This is a genomic window from Crassaminicella indica (assembly GCF_019203185.1).
GTDB classification, from domain to species: Bacteria; Bacillota; Clostridia; order Peptostreptococcales; family Thermotaleaceae; genus Crassaminicella; species Crassaminicella indica.
The window spans coordinates 739,088-754,113 of record NZ_CP078093.1 but is presented as its reverse complement, the minus strand read 5'-3'; the positions used below and the strand labels follow the sequence as shown (position 1 = coordinate 754,113).

General features: G+C 31.1%; 12 protein-coding genes and 2 riboswitches. Of the genes, 8 read left to right on the top strand and 4 right to left on the bottom strand.

From position 1 onward, the window contains the following. Positions 1-16: 16 nt before the first annotated feature. Positions 17-1,450 (bottom strand): transposase, encoded by a 1,434-nt coding sequence (locus KVH43_RS03560; RefSeq protein ID WP_218283505.1) that lies wholly within the window; start codon positions 1,448-1,450, stop codon positions 17-19. Positions 1,451-1,606: 156 nt separating this feature from the next. Between KVH43_RS03560 and KVH43_RS03555 the strand changes: the two genes are divergently transcribed. Beyond that, a complete protein-coding gene (locus KVH43_RS03555) occupies positions 1,607-2,776 on the top strand; it encodes a dicarboxylate/amino acid:cation symporter (RefSeq protein ID WP_218283504.1) in 1,170 nt (389 codons plus the stop codon). Positions 2,777-2,805: 29 nt separating this feature from the next. Here KVH43_RS03555 and KVH43_RS03550 read toward each other — a convergent pair whose 3' ends face one another. The 3 genes from KVH43_RS03550 to KVH43_RS03540 form a co-directional block, all read right to left on the bottom strand. Beyond that, on the bottom strand, positions 2,806-3,999 hold the full coding sequence (locus tag KVH43_RS03550) for a GNAT family N-acetyltransferase (protein ID WP_218283503.1): 1,194 nt from the start codon (positions 3,997-3,999) through the stop codon (positions 2,806-2,808). Positions 4,000-4,013: 14 nt separating this feature from the next. Continuing rightward, a complete protein-coding gene (locus KVH43_RS03545) occupies positions 4,014-4,934 on the bottom strand; it encodes a DUF2156 domain-containing protein (protein ID WP_218283502.1) in 921 nt (306 codons plus the stop codon). 148 nt (positions 4,935-5,082) lie between these two features. Continuing rightward, positions 5,083-6,453 carry an alanine/glycine:cation symporter family protein gene (locus tag KVH43_RS03540; RefSeq protein ID WP_218283501.1) on the bottom strand — a complete coding sequence of 457 codons (1,371 nt, stop codon included), beginning with the start codon at positions 6,451-6,453 and terminating at the stop codon, positions 5,083-5,085. 113 nt (positions 6,454-6,566) lie between these two features. Continuing rightward, a riboswitch (glycine riboswitch) is annotated at positions 6,567-6,643 on the bottom strand. Positions 6,644-6,646: 3 nt separating this feature from the next. Further along, positions 6,647-6,724, bottom strand: a riboswitch (glycine riboswitch). A gap of 228 nt (positions 6,725-6,952) precedes the next feature. Between KVH43_RS03540 and KVH43_RS03535 the strand changes: the two genes are divergently transcribed. The 7 genes from KVH43_RS03535 (at position 6,953) to KVH43_RS03505 (ending at position 14,951) form a co-directional block, all read left to right on the top strand. After that, positions 6,953-7,486 carry a hypothetical protein gene (locus KVH43_RS03535; protein WP_218283500.1) on the top strand — a complete coding sequence of 178 codons (534 nt, stop codon included), beginning with the start codon at positions 6,953-6,955 and terminating at the stop codon, positions 7,484-7,486. 25 nt (positions 7,487-7,511) lie between these two features. Further along, on the top strand, positions 7,512-8,588 hold the full coding sequence (locus KVH43_RS03530; protein ID WP_218283499.1) for a toxic anion resistance protein: 1,077 nt from the start codon (positions 7,512-7,514) through the stop codon (positions 8,586-8,588). 10 nt (positions 8,589-8,598) lie between these two features. Then, positions 8,599-9,399, top strand: coding sequence for a hypothetical protein (locus tag KVH43_RS03525; protein ID WP_218283498.1), 801 nt, complete (start codon positions 8,599-8,601; stop codon positions 9,397-9,399). Further along, on the top strand, positions 9,380-9,934 hold the full coding sequence (locus KVH43_RS03520) for a TerD family protein (RefSeq protein WP_218283497.1): 555 nt from the start codon (positions 9,380-9,382) through the stop codon (positions 9,932-9,934). The genes KVH43_RS03525 and KVH43_RS03520 overlap by 20 nt, the downstream gene beginning before the upstream one ends. Before the next feature lie 157 nt (positions 9,935-10,091). Continuing rightward, positions 10,092-10,649: a TetR/AcrR family transcriptional regulator gene (locus KVH43_RS03515; RefSeq protein WP_218283496.1), complete on the top strand. Its 558-nt coding sequence runs from the start codon at positions 10,092-10,094 to the stop codon at positions 10,647-10,649. A 31-nt stretch (positions 10,650-10,680) separates the two neighbouring features. Further along, positions 10,681-11,856 (top strand): efflux RND transporter periplasmic adaptor subunit, encoded by a 1,176-nt coding sequence (locus tag KVH43_RS03510; RefSeq protein WP_218283495.1) that lies wholly within the window; start codon positions 10,681-10,683, stop codon positions 11,854-11,856. Continuing rightward, on the top strand, positions 11,856-14,951 hold the full coding sequence (locus KVH43_RS03505) for an efflux RND transporter permease subunit (protein ID WP_218283494.1): 3,096 nt from the start codon (positions 11,856-11,858) through the stop codon (positions 14,949-14,951). Before KVH43_RS03510 ends, KVH43_RS03505 begins: the two co-directional genes overlap by 1 nt. Positions 14,952-15,026 lie beyond the last annotated feature (75 nt).

The window sequence follows — 15,026 nt, the reverse complement described above, 5'->3', positions numbered from 1 at the left end:
TTTGATTGTACTTTAATTATGCTATTAAAGATTTTATTGCCAGAGGATTATTATGTTTTTCTTGAGATTTAAACAAAAGTATAAAAGCTACTAATTGAGATATACAGGCTAAGAAAATATCGGATTTCAAAGATACGGTACTTCTAACCTTAGAAGCTTTAATTTGAATAAAATTCTTAATTTGTGAGATAGATCTTTCAATAATAGTTCTTTGTTTGAAAAGCAATATCCATTTCAAACTGTTACGAGGAAAAGAAGTGTTGAATCTAAAATTATGGTGAACAGTAAGCTGTTTAATTCGGCCACACTTTGACTTAGTGCAAGGATTATCGCAATTAAGAATATAAGTAGTTTTGCCCTTCACAATGGTTTTCTTTACCTTAGGGCAGATATACTTAATTCTATCAGCACGTCCCTTTTCTCTAGAAATACCATCATAAACCATAGGCAAAGAAGGGTCTAAAGGGCAAAGAGGAACACCAACTTCATTAAAATCAGGTTGAGGTAAATCAGAAGAGTTTCTAGGATTCAAGCTAATAATAGGCATAATGTTTTTTCCATGTAGATAAGCATAGTTATCATCAGCATCAAGACCAGCATCACCAAGAAAGTATTTATATTCAAAATCGGGATGAATGCTAAAGAAAGTTTCAAGAGTAGGAATTAAAGATTTAGCATCATATAAATCCTTGGTTTCCTGTGGTGTTAGGTCAAAGGATAGATTATTATCAGAATCATAGAAATTAACATCTCTAATAAGACCGAAACCATTAGTTGAAATAACTGATTTTTGAAAATAGCCAAAATGACCATTAAGGTAGCAGAGCTTAGCATCATTATTAGAAGAAGCATATTTAGGCATCTTACTCTGAGCATATTTTTCTATATCAAAAGTGGAATTAGGATCTTCTTTCTTAAGAGTTTTAGCATAAGCCTTCGCTTTGCGAAGTTGGGACTGATAGAACTTAGGATTGTTTTCAGTCACATAGAGTTCAAAGCCAGTAGTATCAGTAATCAAGATAGAAGAAAGAAAAGGATTAACCTCCTTAGCTAATTCTTCAGTAACATCAACAAGATGATGGAACATATCCCTTAACTCATCAGAGAAGTTTGATTTAAACCTTGAAAATTGAGATTTGTTAGGAACCCTAAGAAAACCACAAAAGCTACGCATTTCAAGAGAAATATGTAGTAAAGAAATGAGAAGGTCAATAGTAGGGATAGATAAAATATTTTTTAGAATAAAAGCCAAGAGCATTGATTCAAGAGAAAAATTCCTATTAGTACCTAGATTAGAATAATACTTTTGAGAAAAAGAAAAAGGAATGAACTCAGAGATATCAATAAATTCATTTAGTAAAGAAAGTAAATTACTTTGATTTTGATCAAAAAAATCATTAAAATCAGATGAAATATCATGAAAGTGTAACTGTTTAGTTGAAATTGGCATAGGTTTCTCCTTTCTTTGAGTTATTAACAATTATCTACTGTATATATACCCAAAATGGGGGAAACTTAGCCATTTCAATAGATTTAAATGTAGTATTTATGCGAGTTGTAGTATTCTGCAACGAGCTAAGATAAGAAAGTAAAGGGGGATAACAAAGTGAAAAAAATAGGATTGTTGCCAAAGTTGATTATTGCGATCATTTTGGGTATTCTAATTGGTAAGAGTGGATCAGAGGGAATCGTAAAATGCTTTGCAACATTTAATGGAATTTTTGGAAACTTCTTAGGTTTCGCTATTCCATTGATTATTATTGGTTTTGTGGCACCTGGTATTGGAGAGTTAGGAAAGGGTGCAGGAAAATTACTTGCAATTACAGCAGGGATTGCATATGTATCTACCATTATTGCAGGATCATTAGCATACTTTACAAGTAGCATTGTACTTCCGAATTTTTTACAAGTAGGGAGTTTGGCGATGAATGCAACAAATCCAGAAGAAGGTTTGGTAGCACCATTTTTTAGAGTTGATATGCCTCCTATTATGGGTGTTATGACAGCTCTTTTAATTGCGTTTATATTTGGACTAGGTATAGCATCTATCAATGGAGATACGATTAGAAAATTTATGGGAGAATTTCAAAGCATTATTGAAAAACTTATTTCAAATATTATTATTCCGTTATTACCACTACATATATTGGGGATATTTGCAAATATGACTTATGCAGGACAAGTTGCAACTATTATGTCTGTATTTGCTAAAGTATTTTTAATGATTATTATTCTTCATATTGTTATTATCCTTGTGCAATATTTTATTGCAGGAACTATTGCAGGAAGAAATCCTATTAGATTAATTAGAACAATGATTCCTGCATATTTTACAGCTATTGGTACACAATCTTCAGCAGCTACTATTCCAGTTACCTTAAATCAGACAAAAGAAAATGGGGTAGATGATGGCGTAGCAGAATTTGTAATACCTTTATGTGCAACAATCCATCTATCTGGAAGTACCATCACCCTTACAAGCTGTGCTATGGCTGTAATGATGTTAAATGGTATGGAAAGCTCTTTTGGAGTAATATTTCCATTTATTATGATGCTAGGGGTTACCATGGTTGCAGCTCCAGGGGTGCCTGGTGGAGCGGTGATGGCAGCATTAGGACTATTAGAGTCAATGCTTCATTTCTCTCCTACCTTAACATCCTTAATGATTGCTCTATATCTTGCGCAAGATAGTTTTGGAACTGCATGTAATGTAACTGGAGATGGAGCTATTGCTATTATGGTCAATAGAATTTCAGGCAAAAAATTAAAAGCTTAAAAAGAGAATCTAAATTAGATTCTCTTTTTTTAAAAAAATTCATTTATATAATTATTTTTAAAATGAAAACTTTTAGAGAAATTTTTTAATATAGCCTGATTGTTAATGGTGACTTTTTCTAAAAAAACAGCTTGATCAATAGATATAGCACCAAAGAAAAGCTGTGTAAAAATATTAATATCACATACCATATCAGCAGAAGCTGTATTGCTTTTTTTTACAGAAGCTTTTCCGTTTGATATTTTTATTATAAAGGTATTATTATTCCACTGAGCGTATGAATCTTTTATTCTTATTGAAAATGAAAAATTTATATCCTTTGAGAAAGAACTGTTTTCAATAGCATCTTTAAAGTTGATGATCCTACCACACATAAATGGATAAATTCTTAGATTATTTGTTGGCTCTGGTTGAATTGTATCTCTTAAAAATAGCTGTGTAGGATCATTGTAAGGTGCAGACCACTGCACAGCTACTGCTTGAGATTTGTGACTATATATAAAGCTAAATATAGATTTTTGTGCCTTTATATTCGTATAAGCAATTTCCTTTGCAATAAATTTTTTGTCCTTTAAAAAATAAAGAATATAGCCGATTGGATTGTTTTTTTGATCTCTTAAAAGACAAGCATATCCACCATAGTATTGAAGGTCCTTTAAAATATAATCCCAATTTTTTCTATTTCTTTTTACATATCCGTGATAATTTTTTAAAAAGGAATCATAGACAATGTTTAAAGCTTCAAAGTCTTTATTTATATCTATTTTATGGAAATTTCCATACTTTTCTCCAGAAGCAAAATGACCTACTATATCAATAGGAACAGTATATTTTAATTGACGATAACATAGCTCCCACCCATAAGGACTATAAAAGGTAGTATCAAAGGGCATTAGGATAGAAACGCTATGATTTCTTTTATTTATTTCTTCTATTGCTTTTGGGAGCAATATTTTCATTAGTCCTTTGTTTCTATACTCAGGGCTAGTAATAACACCTACTACATAAGAGGCTTCAAAGGATGCTCCATTAAGGTAAATTGTATAAGGGTTCAATTGCAAATAACTAATAAGCTGACCTTTGTTAAAAATACCTACAGCATTTTTAGGGCTAAAAACCTCTTCAAAATACCAGCTGTAAAATGGTTCATCTGTTTCAAAAGCATATCCCCATAATTTTTTTGCAGCAGGGATATCTTTTTTTGTTAATAATTTTGCAATCATTTTTTTCCTCCTACCTATTTATGAAAGGTTGCATCATACTTTTCAATCATTTTTATAGGACGATATGATTCTTTTGCCTTCCTTAAATTTGGAATACCCATATCCTCTTCACGATTTATATATTTTACATCTAAACAAGCATTTTTACAAAATTGCTGATTGATAGCTTGATATAAGCCTCTATAATTTGTATTGGCTTTTTCAATGTGGACAACCATTGTTTCTGCATCTAGCTTTGCACCTAAAGTAAAGGCTTCAACCTTGTCATTTATTAAAATTGCACCACCACGAGCATCTAATGCTTTCATATTTTTGAGTGCTTCATAAACTGCCATTTGCTCTAAATCAATCAAATGAGCTTCTAATGTGCTATAAGTCTTAGCTTCAACAAGGCGCATATTTAATCTGAGACAATCTTCTATTAGTGCATCTGTTAAGGGTACATACTTGTGTGGGATATTTTTCATAAAATAATTCAAATGATTTTTTTTAGAATGTAGCTTTCGCCCCCTTAATGTAATTAAATCTTCCTTTAAATATACATAGTCAAAATTCGCTCGATCAGGAGTAAAGATCAACTTAGGATTAGCTAGTTGAAAAGTTTCGAGCATTGACTTTGGAATTAATTTCATATTAAAAGGGTGGTTAAAGCTTTCGAATCTATTTTTGATTGTATCAATTGTCAAGGACAATTTATGAATGTCGTATTTTTCTATTGTTAATGGAGGAAGAACAAAATATTCTTTATGGTTAATATTTAGATGATTGATTCCTGAAATACACAAAAAATCATTAATGATTTCATATTTGAATTCATTAAGCTGTCTCCACATAAAAAGACTTGTAAAAGTTAATCCAGAAGCTTTATAAGGATAACTATAGATATATTTTTCGAATAAAGCGCGATCCTTTAGTGCAATATTATTTTTAAACATAAGCATCTCCTTTAATTTTTTCATCTTTTTTCATATACCCTAATATATTTTAGTTTAATCAAGAATAGTATTTAATCGTTTACATTTTAATATACTTAATATTTTTGTCAAGAAATAAGAAAGAACTGTGCGTTATGCACAGCTCTTTTTAAACAGTTTTTTTGCTCAATTGTTTTTTATTTTCTAGCTGATGAAAATAGAGCTTTGTTTCTGTTATAATGACGTTGCTTAATCCAATCAAACCAATAAGGTTTGGAATTGCCATTAATCCATTTACAATATCAGCTAAAATCCAAATTGTATTTAATTTTAAGAAAGCTCCTATTGCGATCAATAATATATAAGTGTATTTAAAAGGCTTAATCCACTTTACACCTAATAGATATTCTGTACATCTTTCTCCGTAATAATTCCATCCTAATATAGTAGTAAAAGCAAAGAACATAAGTCCGATTGTAACAATAAGCTGACCAATACCAGGTACAGCTTTACTGAATGCTGCATTGGTCATGGCTGCTCCTTCCAAATCACCTTGCCAAACTCCTGTTAATATTAATACAAGTCCTGTCATGGTACATACTATAATAGTATCAAAGAATGTACCAGTCATAGATATAAGTCCTTGACGAACACATGATTTTGTTTTAGCAGCAGCTGCTGCAATTGGTGCACTACCAAGACCAGATTCATTAGAAAAAACTCCTCGAGCAACACCGTTTCGAATAGCCATCATAACAGTTGCTCCTAAAAAGCCTCCTGCGGCTGCAGTAGGGGAAAAGGCGCTTTTTATAATTAGTAAAATAGTGCTTGGCAATAGATCTATATTCATAACAAGAATTATAATTGAACCGATGATATAAAATACTGCCATAAAAGGAACTAAAAGCTCAGCAACTCTAGAAATGCTTTTAATACCACCTAATGTTACAAGTGCTACAAGTATAGTGAGGATAATCGATGTAACAATCATTGGCATATTAAGAGTGATTTTTGCAGCATTTACAATAGCATTTACTTGTGGAAAAGTACCAATACCAAAGAATGCTACGCCGATGCCGAATATAGCAAACATTTTTGCAAGAAATTTATTTCCTAGACCCTTTTCAATATAATACATAGGGCCTCCTGACATTTGACCGTTTTCATCTACAACCCTATATTTTACTGCCAAAAGTCCTTCAGAGTATTTTGTTGCCATACCAAAAAATGCAGCTATCCACATCCAAAAAAGTGCACCCGGTCCTCCTGCTTTAATAGCAGTTGCAACTCCTACAATATTACCTGTACCAATAGTTGCAGCAAGTGCTGTACAAAGTGCTGCAAAGCTAGATACGTCTCCCTCAGCAGAAGAATCGTGATCCTTTGAAAATAAAAGCCTTAGTGCTAAAGGTAATTTTAATACTTGTAAAAGTCCTAGTCTGATAGTTAGATAAATACCTGTACCAACTAATAGGATCAATAGGGGTGGTCCCCATACAAAAGAATCAATTGAGTTTAAAATTGCAGTTATTTTTTCCATATTTCCTTCCTCCTTAATATATTATTAGGAAGGCTTTTTTTATAATCCTAAAATAATGGATTATAAAAAAGCCAAATCAAATGAAAATGATTTGGCCTCCAGAAAACAAATTACTCTGTCCTTTTACCTGAGAGTTTCACCTACAAAAATAGGCTTGCTCCTTCGGTGCCCATATAGAGTCTCTCCAGAGGCTCGTCCAATAATGGTCCTATTTACCTGAAAGAGTTACTTCTTCGGTGGATCAAATAGATCTCTCTCCCATTATTTTCATCCGAAAGTATTCACTTGATAAAAATTCATTAAAACTGCTTGCTAAGATGATAACATTGAATGGAAATTATTACAATACATTATAGAAAAGTTGCAAAATTCTAATAATTCAATAATAGATATATATAGGGATCCAACTTCAAAATGAAATATAAAGAACAGTTCATTCCAGATAACTTTTGAAAAAACTAAACTTCACAATGAAAAGTAATTCTTTGATAGTTATAAGGTGTTTGATATAATAAATAAAATAGAAAAATTTTTCAATTCGATCATGACGAAGAAGGAAGTGATCAATATATTTAATTTATTTAAAAGAAAAAAAGCTGCAGCAAGCACAGTAAAGGAACAAGGAGTTGAAAAGACAGAAGATCATACAAAAACAGTTTTAGAGGAAGGGAAAGAAGCTTTAAAAGAAATAGAGAAGACTCTTTATGATATAAAAGATCATAATATATTTATTAGTTTACTTTTCTTTGTAGCATACTATTCTTTTATAATAGAATTTTATGCTGAAAATATAGAGCGAATAATATCTGTAAAAGAATTATTGTTATTAAAATATATTAAAATGATAAAAGCTATATTAAAGCATTTTAATGAAGATGATGCTTTGAAAAAACAGAGAGAAGAATTATTAGATACTATAGAAAGGATAAATGAAAAATTATATTCAGCCATCAAAAATATAAAAGAACAGCAGGAATTAGATTTGAATGTAGATTTAAAAACTATACAAGATTTAATTGAATCAGATTTTTAAAGCATATGAAAGGAGCGGTTGAGGAATGAGTTCTAAAGATTTTACTTCTGTTGATTTATCTAAGCTTGATCAAAAGGATTTAGAGAGGTTAGAAAAAATAAAAGAAGAGATAAATATAGGGAATACAAACAGCATAGCTTCTTTTGGGGCTGAAATTCAAGGAAGTATTGCAAAATTTGCAGATGGAATATTAGAAGGTGTAAGAACAAAGGATACTGGCAATGTTGGAAATGATTTGACATTATTATTATCAACTATTCAAAAAGTAGATGTTGAGAAACTTCAGGAAAAGAAATCTATCACTAGCAAAATCCCTTTTTTCAATAGAATAAAAAGAAGTATTGATCGTACAAAGACTCAGTTAGAAGAGGTTACTCAAACAGTAGATAGGATTGTTGTTTCGCTGGATACAGCTAGAAAAGAGTTGATTAGAGATATAAATATGTTAGATGCTTTATACAATAAAAATTTAGAGTATCTTCAGCTACTAGATATGTATATTGCAGCAGGAGAATTGAAATACAAAGAGCTTAAAGAAACTATATTTGTAGAATTAGAGCAAAAAGCACAGCAAACTCAGGACATGTTAGATGTTCAAAAATATAATGATTTTGCACAATTATTAAATGAAATGGAAAAGAGAATTCATGATTTGAAATTGAGTAGAGAAATCGCGATTCAGACTCTTCCACAAATAAGACTTATGCAAAACAACAATAAAATATTGGCAAATAAGATTCAATCTAGTATTTTGACAACTATTCCGATTTGGAAAAATCAAATCGCTTTGTCTATTTCTTTAAACAAGCAAAAAGCTGCATTAGAGCTTCAAAAGAAGGTTTCAGATACAACAGAAAATATGCTAAAGCAAAATGCAGAGCTTCTTAAAATGAATACATTAGAGATTGCAAGAGAAAGTGAAAGAGGGATAATTAGCATGGATACCCTAAAGCAAACACATCAAAAGCTAATTGAAACTATTGAAGGAACGATGAAGATTTATCAAGAAGGAAAAGAAAAGAGAGCAATGATAGAAAAAGAGTTAACAGCACTTGAAGATACACAAAAGCAAAAATTATTAGGTTTTAGAAGTCAACAGTAAAGGTGAGGACATGGATAAAAATGAATGTTTAAAGCTTATGGAGCAGTATTTTCATATTAAAAGCCTCATTGCAAAATTAAAAAATTTGGACTTTAAATTAAAAAGTCATATATTTTACTACAATAATATTTTTAAAGAAATAGATAAAATAGCTATCATGAGGGTTTATTCTAAAAATTTAGAAGATGATATTGTATTTGATGTATATTATGTTGCTGATGCTTTTGAACAACTTTTTCATGGGTATTTCAGTATAGAACCTGTATCTGAACCATCAAAGAAAATTTTTGAAAATATTAGCAGGGTTTGTACAGATTTAGGACATTATTTTTATTATGCTTATCAAAATAGTGATTTGTTAAAAAAATATCTTATTGCTGGTAATTTTAAAAGTATAGTTGAGCAAACAAAGGATGATTTTGAAGTACAATTTTGTAAAATGAAAAAAGAAGTTTATATGGAAATTGCTACATATAAAACAGAGGATTTAGAAAAAGTATTATTAAGAAGAGAGCTTATAAAAAAATATATAAAAAACTTTATAAACCTGAATGGAAAACCTTCTGAAGAAGTAAAAATGTTTTTCATAAATATACTGTCAGAAAAAATGAGAAGACATATATGCTTTATAAATAGCGAAAAAATAACGAACGTTATAAATATCAATACAAGAACTGTAAGCTTTAATAAGTGTTGTGATCTGCCCATTTATGGATGGATTAATTATGCTGTAAAAGAAAATGCTATTTTGTTTTTGAATTTAGAATTTGATTTTGAAGGCGGAGATAATATTGGCAAAATCACTGATTAAAGGTGAAAAAGTTATTATAGGAAAAGTGAATGAAGGATTAGGAGTATTTAGTATGGAGCTAGAGTTTATAAATACTTTTTATCCTTTGCTGGATATAGATTTTTTTGCTTTCATGATAGATGAAAAACAAAGAGTCAATAAGCAGCATATTATATTTTATAATCAGCCAATGCAAAACAAAAGCATTAAGTATTATGAAGATTATAAAGGTGATGAAAATAAAAAGATATTTGAAATTGATCTAAATAAGCTTCCTAAAAATATTCAAAAAATTGTCTTTGGGTGTTCTGTGTATAAGGATGAAAATATAGATAAGCTTAAAAGCATCCCTTTGACTTTTAAAATGCTTGATAAAATAACAGGTATAGAAATGTTTCAAATCAATGAAGATTTAGATATAGGATATTATGAAACATTTTTATTAGGTGATATTTATCAATATAAGGATTTATGGAAATTCAACACAGTAAAATATGAACATGAAAAGCATATATTAGGTATCTTAAAACGATTATATGGTATAAATTTTTATTAAGATCACATTTTTAAAGGAATGTGATCTTAATTTTGGAAAAAAGCAAATATAAAAGAAAAAATCATGTTTGACAGGAGGATGAGCGAGTGGTAAAATCATACTGGTACTAAAAAAACTAAAATAGTTTTCATATTACACAAGGAAAGAAGTGGTATGGATGCGTATGCGAATAATTGATGCAGCGATTGAGGAAACAGGAGAAAAAGGGATTAAATTTACTATGAACGATTTAGCAAAAAGACTTGGAGTCAGTAAAAGAACTCTTTATGAAAATTTTAGTTCAAAGGAAAGCTTAATAGATGCGATTGTAGAGCGTTTTTTCTCCACTATGAAAGAAAAAGAAAAAGCTATTTTGGAGGATGAAAGCTTAGATACATTAGGAAAATTAAAGGCGATTGCTATGATTCTTCCAAATGATCCGAAGCTTATGTATATGAGTAAGTTTTATGAAATGAAGCAGTATTATCCAAAACAGTGGATGAAAGTAGAAAAATGGTTGAATGAATGGGAGCCTGAAGTTGAATTGATCGAAGAGGGAATTAAGAGTGGAAAATTAAGAAAAGTAAACCCTATTGTTTTTAGGAAAATCATTATAGAATCAATGATGGCTCTAGTAGAAAGAAGCTTTTTAATGAAAAATGATATGACATTTAAAGAAGCTTTGCAGGATATGGTAGATATTATCCTGTACGGTCTTGTAGTAGATGAAAAATAATATAGACAGCTAATAAGAAGGGGGAACTATGATGAGACGAAAAGGAATTGCTTTATTTTTATGTATTTTATGTATGCTGTATGCTTTGACAGGGTGTAGCTTTCAAAAAGATCAAACTGTTATGGCTCAGTCATTAAAGCCTGTAGTGCTACAGGAAATAAAGGAAGCAGCTTATGTTGATCAAATATCTTTAAGTGGAAATATAAAGCCAGCAAAGACTATTAAGCTTGCTTATAAGATTCCAGGAGGAATTATTGAAAATATTTTTGTAAATGAAGGAGATTTTGTAAAGAAGGATGATATAATTATGCAGCTTGATAGCTATGATTATCAACTTAAGGTTCAAGCAGCAGAATCAAAATGGGAGTCTTCAAAATTAAAGATGGATAGCCAAATTCCATCAAAAATAAACCAAGCAAAGGCTTATTTAGATTTGGTTGAAAAAAATTATGAAAGAATAAAAAATCTTTACGAAGAAGGTGCTGTTCCAACAGCTAAGATGGATGAGATTGAAGCAAAGTATATAGAAGCTAAAAACAAATATCAAGAAGCATTAGATGCGAAGGAATATACAAGAATAGAGCTTGAGCAGGCAGAAGCTGCAAAGGATTCTGCTCAGTCAAATCTAAAAGATACAAGTCTTAGAAGTCCAATTGATGGGATTGTTCTAAAAAAAATAGCAGAGGTTGGAGAAACAGCAGCTCAGGGGTATCCTGTTATAGTATTAGGACAGCTTGATGAGGTAGAAATAGAAGTTGGTGTTGCAGACAGCAATATCAATAATATTAAAAAAGGGCAAAAGGCTGTAGTTTATGTATATGGAATTGAAAAGGAATTTGAGGGAACTGTAAGCGAAGTGAGTGCATTAGCTGATACACAGACGAGAACTTTCCCTGTAAAGGTAACTATTAAAAATAAAGACCATGAATTAAAACCGGGAATGGTAGGAAAGGTAACTATTCCATTATCTGAGGAAAAAGCGTTACTGATTCCTATAGATGCTATTTTAAATATGCCAGAAGGACCTGTTGTATTTGTTTATTCAGAAAAAGATAGATCTGTTCATAAGCAAAAAATTACGCCAGGAGAAATTATTGGAGATAAGCTAGAAGTAAAAGAAGGTTTAAAAGTAGGAGATAAGATTGTTGTAGAAGGACAGTTCAAATTAAAGGATAATGATAAAATCAACGTGGAGGCGATGAAATAATGGTAAGATGGAGTGTAAATCACAGAAGTATCGTCATGTTGATTTGTTTCTTTGTATTCATTTCAGGGGTTTTCATTTATGGAGATATGGAAAGACAGGAAAATCCAAATGTTGTTGCTCCTAAAGGTATGGTGAAGTGTATTTACCCAGGAGCAAGTCCGGAGGATGTTGAAAAGTTAATTATCAAACCATTAGAAACAAAGATTAATGAAATTCCAGAGATAAAAAATCTTGAGAGCTTTGCATTAGATAGTGTAGGTGTTATAAAGGTAACGCTTGTAGATTTAAGTGATGAAAAAATTGACAAAGTTTGGGAAGATTTAAAGGATGATGTAGATGAGGTAAAAAAAGATTTACCAAAGGAAGCTTGGGAGCCAGAGGTTGAAACGGATTTTACAGAGACATATGGAATGTTGCTTACTCTTACAGGTAAGCAGTACAGCTATAAGAATTTAAAAGAGGTTGCAGAAAATTTAAAGGATCGATTAGAGGAGGATCCTGGTGTTAAGGCTGTAGATATTGATGGAGAGATTAATGAAGAGATTCATATAAATCTAGACATGGCAAAGCTAGAGCAATATAAGATTGCACCGAGTACGATTGTAAAGCTTATTAAAGCTCATAATGTAAATATTCCAGGTGGAAATTTAGAAATGGGACATATAAAGGTTCCAGTACAGACATCTGGTGAATATAAGAATATGGAACAATTAAAAAATACAGTCATAGGGATATCTAAAAGCGGAAATCCGATTTCCCTAAAGGATGTTGCACAGGTAGTAAAAACAGAAGAGAAAAAAGAGGTGTTTGATACCTTTAATAATGAAAAAGCTCTTGTAATAGGTGTAAAATATGAAGATGGAAAAAACATGGTTAAAATAGGAAAAAGATTGAGAGCTATAATAAATGATTTCAATGAAGAGTTATATGAAGGAATGGATATTACTATATTTACAGATCAAGCAGATTATGTAAATGATGCGATCAAACTGTTTGAGAGTAATCTTATATCAGCGATTATTCTTGTGGTTTTAGTCGTACTTATTGCTATGGGATCAAGAAGTGCATTGGTTGTATCTAGCTCTATACCTTTAATCATTATGAGTGTTTTTGTATATATGAAGCTCAACGGAATGCAGCTGCATCAAGTATCTATTGCTTCACTGATTATTTCATTAAGCTTGCTGGTTGCAAATGGAATTGTCGCAAATGATAGTATGTATCTTTATCTTGAAAGAGGCTTTGATAGAGAAACAGCTTGTATAAGAGGTGCTAATGAGGTAAAAATTGCTATTCTTACATCTACACTGACAAGTATTGCTTCTTTCTTGCCATTAGCTATGATGCAGGGAGTAGCTGGGAAATTCGTAAAGAGTTTGCCAATATTGGTTTCTGTCGCACTCTTTAGTTCATATATTACATCTCTTACGATGGTACCAGCACTAGGGTACACTTTCTTGAAAGTAAAAGGAGATGCGAAAAAGAAAAATATATTCTTTAGAAAGCTTGAAAAATATATAGATATTGATAAATTTTCAAAAAAAGTTTTAGAAAAATATAAGGAAAACTTGAAGGTTATATTAAAAAGACCAAAGCTTATTATTGGTATTGCTTTAGCTGTATTTGTTGCAAGTCTTGCAATTATACCAAGCTTAGGGGTGCAACTATTTCCTCCTGTAGAAAGAGATCAGTATATTATTGATGTAGCTATAAAGCAGGGAAGTACCGCAGAAAGAACAGGGGAGGTTGTACAAAAAATAGGAAATATCCTTTTAAAAGAACAGTCTATAGATTCCTTTATGGCAAAGGTTGGAGATGGACCATTAAAATATTATATAACCTTTGTACCTAATACGGTAGCAAGTAATAAGGCCCAATTTATTGTCAATGGAAAGCAAAAGGATATTGAGCATATACAGGAGCTTTTAGATCGCAAAGTACCGGGAGCAAGAATCAATGTAAGAAAACTTGAAATTGCTATGCCTGTTGATTTTCCTATTGAGATAAGAATATCAGGTGAGGATATATCTGTACTGAAAAAATTAGCAAACGATGTAAAAGATATAGTAGAGGACGTTCCGGGACAAAAGAATACTCAAGATACCTTTGGATTTGATTCTTATAAGCTTCATATAAATGTGAATGAAGAGAAGGCAAACCTAGTAGGACTTAGCAATTATGATATTGCTGCTACTGTTAGAATGGCTATTAATGGATATGAAGTGACAAAATTAAAGCAGGAAAATATAGATGATGATGACCTTCCAGTAATTATCAAAATTCCAGAAAAGGATAAGCATAATAAAGAAATTTTAGATGACATATTCTTTACATCAACTATTACTGGAGAAAATGTGCCTATTGATCAAATTGCTACTATAAAGAATGAATTTGCTTTAAATAAAATAGTAAGACGCAATACAAAAAGAACTATTACAGTAGGTTTATTTGTAAAGGAAGGCTATAATACAGAAGCTGTTCAGAAAAAGGTCGAAAAGGCTCTAAAGGATTATAAGCTTCCAAAGGGGTATACGATGGAATTTGGAGGAGCGAGCGAGGAAAGAAATGATGCGTTCATTTCTATGAAGGTGCCTTCTGTTATTGCAGTAGCTATTATTTATTTAATATTAGTTATGCAGTTTGGAGATTTAAGAGAACCTTTCATTATTATGGGTACTATTCCTTTATCATTCATAGGAATTATATGGGGGTTGAAGCTTACAGGCTATCCAATAGGCTTTATGGCACTCTTAGGTGCGATAAGTCTTATGGGTGTTGTTGTAAATAATGGTATTGTTCTTTTGGATTATATTAAGCTGCTTAAAAATGATTATGAAAACTTACATGATGCTATTATAGAAGCTTGTGCTACAAGAATTAGACCTATTATGATAGGTATGATTACTACTGTTATTTCATTGATTCCTTTAGGACTTTCAGGAGGACAGCTTTGGGCGCCTATGGCATATTCTATTATTTTTGGTATGATGGTTTCATCAGTCCTTACGCTATATGTAATTCCAGCTGCATATCTTATTATAGAAGGAGAACAATCTCTTATTAGAAAATTAGTTGTTTATATGAAATCAAAATAACCCTAAGTTTAGGGTTATTTTTTTTCCATATAACCCATCACCTTCATATACTAATGGTAGGAGGAAGATTTATCA

Bases quoted from the DNA above. Each gene is read 5' to 3' on its own strand.
- KVH43_RS03550 (WP_218283503.1), bottom strand. From the start codon at position 3,999: ATGATTGCAAAATTATTAACAAAAAAAGATATCCCTGCTGCAAAAAAA.
- KVH43_RS03560 (WP_218283505.1), bottom strand. From the start codon at position 1,450: ATGCCAATTTCAACTAAACAGTTACACTTTCATGATATTTCATCTGAT.
- KVH43_RS03515 (WP_218283496.1), top strand. From the start codon at position 10,092: ATGCGTATGCGAATAATTGATGCAGCGATTGAGGAAACAGGAGAAAAA.
- KVH43_RS03525 (WP_218283498.1), top strand. From the start codon at position 8,599: ATGGATAAAAATGAATGTTTAAAGCTTATGGAGCAGTATTTTCATATT.
- KVH43_RS03505 (WP_218283494.1), top strand. From the start codon at position 11,856: ATGGTAAGATGGAGTGTAAATCACAGAAGTATCGTCATGTTGATTTGT.
- KVH43_RS03545 (WP_218283502.1), bottom strand. From the start codon at position 4,934: ATGTTTAAAAATAATATTGCACTAAAGGATCGCGCTTTATTCGAAAAA.
- KVH43_RS03540 (WP_218283501.1), bottom strand. From the start codon at position 6,453: ATGGAAAAAATAACTGCAATTTTAAACTCAATTGATTCTTTTGTATGG.
- KVH43_RS03530 (WP_218283499.1), top strand. From the start codon at position 7,512: ATGAGTTCTAAAGATTTTACTTCTGTTGATTTATCTAAGCTTGATCAA.
- KVH43_RS03510 (WP_218283495.1), top strand. From the start codon at position 10,681: ATGAGACGAAAAGGAATTGCTTTATTTTTATGTATTTTATGTATGCTG.